A 3,428-nucleotide genomic window follows, 5' to 3' on the forward strand; every position below is an offset into this window, starting at 1 on the left:
CTCGAATCTCCAGGCTTCTACATGGTCGCAGCCCTCTACGGTACGTCGATGGCTGCACTGCAGCTGCTATATCGGACAACCTTCGAGCAGGCTAGCTGGACGCGCGCGATCAGCGAAGAACCTTCGCTATCTCGAAGCCTCCTTTCGTCGTCACACCTCAATAATCATGAAGAACCAACGGCGGTACGAGCGAGCGACAACCGCGAGTCGCCACTCCGCAGCCAACGTAAGATATTCGTACGAGGAGTTCCTGGGAAGAGGAATAGATGCACAAGAGCTACAAGCTGACGGCGCTTGACATCATGGTTTTAGCCACCCTCTTCCGCGAAGAAGGTCATCCCTACGACATCTTCAGGCGTCTGCAGAACCAGGAGCCCAGTCTCGTCCGCGTGCGTGCAGCCACCGTTTACCACAGCGTCGAACGACTTACACGCTACGGTCTGGTCGTATCCGGACCACGAGAGCGCCACGGCAACCGGCCCAGTCGGACTGTCTACCGCATCACCAGCGAGGGTCAGCTTTGCCTGAAAAGCGAGCTCGAGACCGCTCTGTCGGTGCCCGAAGAAGTACAGGTCCTCTTTCCTCTGGCTCTGGAATACGCCTCGCAAGTCATTTGGGACGACATACCGGCTCTCCTCGGCCAAAGACTCGACACACTTTCGCGTCGTATTGCGGAGCTGTCTGCAAGCGAACCTATCAATGAGGAAAGCTTGCAGAGGGACTATCTGCTGACCATGCTCAAAGCTCAAGAAAGCTGGATCCAACACAACAAGAACGGGAGCGGCAGCGCCCTCCAGGAATGGTGATCCCATTCCCATTCATCGCTCTCGGCAAGAGCGGTCTCCAAGAGAATCAGCCATGGTGCGATACTAGGTTTACTGCGCGGGGACGTTATCTTATGCGTGACGACTCGCTGGAGTCGGTCGGGATGCGCGGAGGACCTCCGGTGGAATCGACGCCGTGGCCTGGTCCGTATCGGCGCCGAGCCGGGGCTTGCGCCCACGACGGTTCATGCCGTGCTGACTCGGTGCCGACTGAACCGATTGCATGATGTCGATCTCAGGACGCCGGAACCCGTGGGCGTTACGAGCATGCGAAGCCGGGTGCGCTGATCCATGTCAACGTGAATAAGCTCGGCAATATCCCGAATGACGGCGGCTGACGATTCGTGGGGTTCGGCGTAGGCGACGCGGGAGCGGTCGTCGATCACGCTGGGCGAATCACACACTCCATGAAAAGCGAGCGCGCTGTACTCATGCAGGAAGAGCGCACATTGGACCGGAGCCGCCGACAGGAACGATTTCTGCGCAGGTCAGGTCGATGATGCCGATCAGCGTCTCCTCTGGGTCCTGCAGCCACTGCTCAAGGCTGAGCTCGAAGGCCAAGGCTGCTAGCTTGCCCAAGACGAGCGCTTCGCGCGGCTCGGTGGCCCGCTCAAGCAGTGCGCGCCGGATTGCGTCCGAGAGACGGTCGTATTGGAGCAGTTCCCGCTCGCGAAGTTGAGGCTCGTTTCGAATGACGCGGCTCCTTCGCTCGATCGGCATCCTCAGTGCCTGAAGGTCTGCACCGGCGGCGCGCAGGCCGTGGAGCACGAGTTCGCGCGGCCCGAACTTGTCGGAAGCTGAAAGGAGGCTTACGCCGACGACCTTCGGGAACTCGCGCTCGCGCAAGAAGAGGACATCGCGCTTATCGGCAAAGTGCCGGAAGAAGGTTCTAGTGGTCAAGCCGGCCCGCTCGACGATCTGGGGGATCGTCGTCGCCTGATAGCCGTTCAGCTCGAACAGTGCAATCGCTGACTCTTCGAGGCGGAGGGCGGCGTCGGGGGACCAGCGAGGCATACTCCCAATGATGACACATCATGTCGTCGGTGGTAATGTGACGACACATCATGTCATCACCGTTAAGAATGCCCGTGTCCCTCGAATCGTCGCCAGCCAATTCCGCCGCCGTAATCCCGGCGCCCTATGCGGATCTCGTGGTCCGACAGGTTCCCTATCCGGCTCCCGCATCAGGTCAACTCGCCATCGCTGTCCGCGCCGTCGCGGTCAACCCGCTGGATGCAATCGTGCAATCCAATGGGAGGCTGATGTCCAGGTGGTTGCGCTACCCGGCCGTGCTTGGAGCCGACGTCGCGGGGGTGGTTGTGGCGCTCGGCTCCGGCGTCGAGGGTTTTGCTATTGGGGACCGGGTATGCGCGTTCGCGATGGGCATAGAGAAGGGCCACGACGTAGTTGCTGAAGGCGGGTTCCAGCACTTTGTCGCCGTGCAGGCGTCCGTCGCGGCACGCATCCCGGGCAGCACGGCGTTCGAAGAAGCGGCGGTGCTACCTCTCGCGCTGTCCACGGCGGCGGCGGCCCTATTCGAGACCACGCAACTGGGGTTGGACTACTCATCGCTAGGCGCGAGGGGCGAACGAGACGAGATCGTGATCGTCTGGGGCGGGGGTACGTCGGTGGGCGCGAACGCCATTCAGCTTGCAAGGGCGGCGGGTTACCGGGTGATCGCGACCGCCTCGCCAGCCAATCACGAGAGGATGCGCTTACTCGGGGCCGAAGCGATTCTTGACTACCGTGACCCGCAGGTCGTAGCAGCAGTCGCCGATGCCGCACGCGGGGCGACCGTTGCCGGAATCGTCGCCATCGCGGTGGGGTCTGCCGAGCCATGCGTGGCAATTGCCGCGGCGACACGTGCCCGACGAGTAGCGCTTACCAGCCCCTCCGTCAGCTTTTACGATCAGCCTCGGCGAGCCGGCCTGTCGTGGCGTCGGATACGGCTGCTCTCGCGTCTGGTGTTCTCCAACGTTCTTCTCCAGGTCCGATGCGTCCGGCACGGCATCCGCGCCCGCTTCGTGTGGGGGAGCTCGATCGCTTCCAGCGCTGTCGGGGCCGCCGTCTGGGGTGAGTACTTGCCGGAGGCGCTGGATTCCGGTCGTCACCAGATTGCGCCCCGTCCGCGCATTATTGGGAGGGACCTCGCAGCCGTACAGCAGGGGCTCGACTTGATGCGCGAGGGCGTCTCGGCGGAGAAGCTTGTTGTGCAGTTGCAGCGGATACTTCCGTCTTGAAGTCGTGTTCGCAAGCTCGGCGAGTCGGCATACGCGCTGACGGGGGTGCGGAATTGCTGATGCCTCAGGTCATATTCACAGCTCCCGTCTCGTCGAAGGGGTTAGGAGGGTGCATGTCCAGCGATGAGACGGGGCAAGAGTTGAAGTCCGATGTAAGTTCTCGCCCTTTCCGTCCTCAGCGCCCGCGGCATTCCGCGAATCGATCGCCCTACATGTCCACGGGCGCTGCCAGCCCTTCTCAGTGGACTTATGCAAAACCGCAGCTACTTGGCATCGTGCCCGGGAAGATGAGCTGTGGAACGCACGATCGACTTCTACCGCAAGCGTCACATGCTCTGTGCACAGTGCGGGTTGACGTGGCTGG

General features: G+C 61.9%; 3 protein-coding genes. 2 read left to right on the forward strand and 1 reads right to left on the reverse strand.

The window, feature by feature from the left end; translation table 11 throughout:
- The first annotated feature begins 266 nt into the window (after positions 1–266).
- A complete protein-coding gene (locus U870_RS23885; RefSeq protein WP_081815422.1) occupies positions 267–806 on the forward strand; it encodes a PadR family transcriptional regulator in 540 nt (179 codons plus the stop codon).
- 447 nt (positions 807–1,253) lie between these two features.
- Here U870_RS23885 and U870_RS0122130 read toward each other — a convergent pair whose 3' ends face one another.
- A complete protein-coding gene (locus tag U870_RS0122130) occupies positions 1,254–1,838 on the reverse strand; it encodes a TetR/AcrR family transcriptional regulator (RefSeq protein ID WP_025159517.1) in 585 nt (194 codons plus the stop codon).
- Positions 1,839–1,912: 74 nt separating this feature from the next.
- Here U870_RS0122130 and U870_RS0122135 point away from each other — a divergent pair, with 74 nt between their 5' ends.
- Positions 1,913–3,064, forward strand: a complete 1,152-nt coding sequence (locus U870_RS0122135; protein ID WP_240183778.1) for a zinc-binding alcohol dehydrogenase family protein — start codon at positions 1,913–1,915, stop codon at positions 3,062–3,064.
- Positions 3,065–3,428 lie beyond the last annotated feature (364 nt).

This window comes from Leifsonia aquatica H1aii (assembly GCF_000633535.1).
Taxonomy (GTDB): Bacteria; Actinomycetota; Actinomycetes; order Actinomycetales; family Microbacteriaceae; genus Leifsonia; species Leifsonia aquatica_A.

Excerpts from the sequence above, each read along its gene's own strand:
- U870_RS23885 (WP_081815422.1), top strand. The coding sequence starts at position 267 with ATGCACAAGAGCTACAAGCTGACGGCGCTTGACATCATGGTTTTAGCC.
- U870_RS0122130 (WP_025159517.1), bottom strand. The coding sequence starts at position 1,838 with ATGCCTCGCTGGTCCCCCGACGCCGCCCTCCGCCTCGAAGAGTCAGCG.